Here is a 2,019-nt window from a genome sequence, read left to right as displayed (position 1 = left end):
CCGGTAGCCGCACAATCCGAGTCTGGAGACACTCCGCATGCCAGCCCCCGACCCGTACACCCATCCGCACGCCTTCCTCGAACATCTCTACCGCGCGGCGGTGCAGCGTGCGCTGCCGCTGCACAACACCGCGCGCTTCCTGCCGCCGCCGCCGCGGGGGCGCACCGTCGTGCTGGGCGCGGGCAAGGCCGCGGGCGCGATGGTGCATGCGGTGGAAGCGCTGTGGCCACCGGATGCGCCGCTGTCGGGGCTGGCCGTCACACGCTATGGCCATACGCCGCCGCGACCGGTGGGGCTCACCCAGCGGGTGGAGATCGTCGAAGCCGCGCATCCGGTGCCCGATGCGGCGGGCCTGGACGCCGCGCGGCGCATCCTCGCGCTGGCGCAGGGCCTGACGGCGGACGACCTGGTGCTGTGCCTCATCTCCGGCGGCGGCTCCGCGTTGCTCACGCTGCCGGCCGAGGGCCTCACGCTCGAGGACAAGCAGCGCGTGAACCGGCAGCTCCTCGAGTCGGGCGCGAACATCGCGGAGATGAACTGCGTGCGCAAGCACCTGTCGCGCATCAAGGGCGGGCGGCTCGCGGCGGCCTGCGCGCCCGCGAAGGTCGTGACGCTCACGATCAGCGACGTGCCGGGCGACGACCCGTCCATCATCGCGAGCGGACCCACGGTGCCCGATGCCACCACTTGCGCCGATGCGGTCGCTGTCCTGCAACGCTACGGCATCGAGGTGCCCGGCGCGATCATGAGCCTGCTGGAGCGCGGCGCGCTCGAAACGCCGAAGCCGGGCGATGCGATGTTCGGCGGGCACGAGGTGCATCTGATCGCGACGCCGCGGCAATCGCTGGACGCGGCGGCGCTCGCGGCGCGCGCGGCCGGGCTCGACGCGCACATTCTCTCGGACGAGATGGAAGGCGAATCGCGCGAGGTCGGCAAGGTGCATGCGGCGCTCGCGCGAGCCGTCGCGCGGCGCGGCGAGCCGTTTCGCAATCCCTGCGTGATCCTTTCGGGCGGCGAGACGACGGTGACGGTGAGAAAGCAGCCCGCAGGCACGCCGCGCGGCCGCGGCGGGCGGGCGGCCGAGTTCTGCCTCGGGCTTGCGCAGGCGTTGCAGGGCGAGCCGGGCATCTGGGGGCTCGCGGCCGACACCGACGGCATCGACGGCAGCGAGGACAACGCGGGCGCTTGCGTCGGGCCCGAGACGCTTGCCCGGGCGCGGTCGCTCGGCATGAAGATCGATCACTATCTCGATCGCAACGACTCGTACGGTTACTTCCGGTTGCTCGACGACCTCGTGATCACAGGTCCCACGCATACCAATGTGAACGACTTCCGCGCGATCCTGATACTCTGAGGGTTTTCGTCGCAGCGGCAAGGAGGCTGGATGACCGGCGGCAAGGGGCACGAGAAGGGTCAGTCGCTCGAGACCGCGCTGGACAAGCTCGCGCGCAACATCCGCGATCTGCGCAATTACGACGTGGGAAGCATCCAGGACCGCTGGGACCCTCGCCTGGAAAGTTTGCAGAAGAAGGTGAATGGCGTGCTCGCGGACGTGCTCGGACAGGGCACGCCGGAATACAGGAAGCATGCGATAGGCAAGGTCGATGCGGCGCTCGACTCGGGGTTCGGCGAGCGGCGTTCGACCGGTGAGCTGCGCGAGGCCGTGAAGGAGGCGATCACGCAGGCGATCGCGAAGCTGGAGTCGGCCCGCAAGGTCGTGTCGGAGCGCGGTGGCGTCGCGCCGCCGGCAGCGAAGCCGGTTGCCACGCCCGCGCCGACGCCTGCGCCGACACCTGCGCCGACACCTGCACCGACGCCAGCACCGACTCCTGCGCCGACGCCCGCGCCGACGCCCGCGCCGACGCCCGCGCCGACACCCGCGCCGACACCTGCGCCGACACCTGCACCAACGCCTGCACCGACACCTGCACCGACACCCGCCCCGACACCCGCGCCGACACCCCCACCAACACCCGCCCCGACACCAGCCCCCCCACCCCCCCCCACACAGCCACCGCC

1 protein-coding gene and 1 pseudogene are annotated in these 2,019 nt (G+C 71.6%); both read left to right on the top strand.

Translation table 11 applies throughout. From position 1 onward, the window contains the following. Nucleotides 1-37 precede the first annotated feature (37 nt). The gene (locus VHA82_RS21355; protein WP_325547189.1) at nucleotides 38-1,354 is read left to right on the top strand and encodes a glycerate kinase; all 1,317 of its coding nucleotides are present in this window, start codon (nucleotides 38-40) and stop codon (nucleotides 1,352-1,354) included. Between the two features lie 30 nt (nucleotides 1,355-1,384). Beyond that, nucleotides 1,385-2,019 (top strand): annotated as a pseudogene (locus VHA82_RS21350) (hypothetical protein); the annotation flags it as partial.

This window comes from Ramlibacter sp., assembly GCF_035548915.1.
Classification (GTDB): Bacteria; Pseudomonadota; Gammaproteobacteria; order Burkholderiales; family Burkholderiaceae_C; genus Ramlibacter.
Note: the sequence above shows the minus strand (reverse complement) of the source record. Positions and strands in the feature narration are given on the sequence as shown.

Coding starts and splice junctions, on each gene's coding strand:
- VHA82_RS21355 (WP_325547189.1), top strand. CDS start 38: ATGCCAGCCCCCGACCCGTACACCCATCCGCACGCCTTCCTCGAACAT.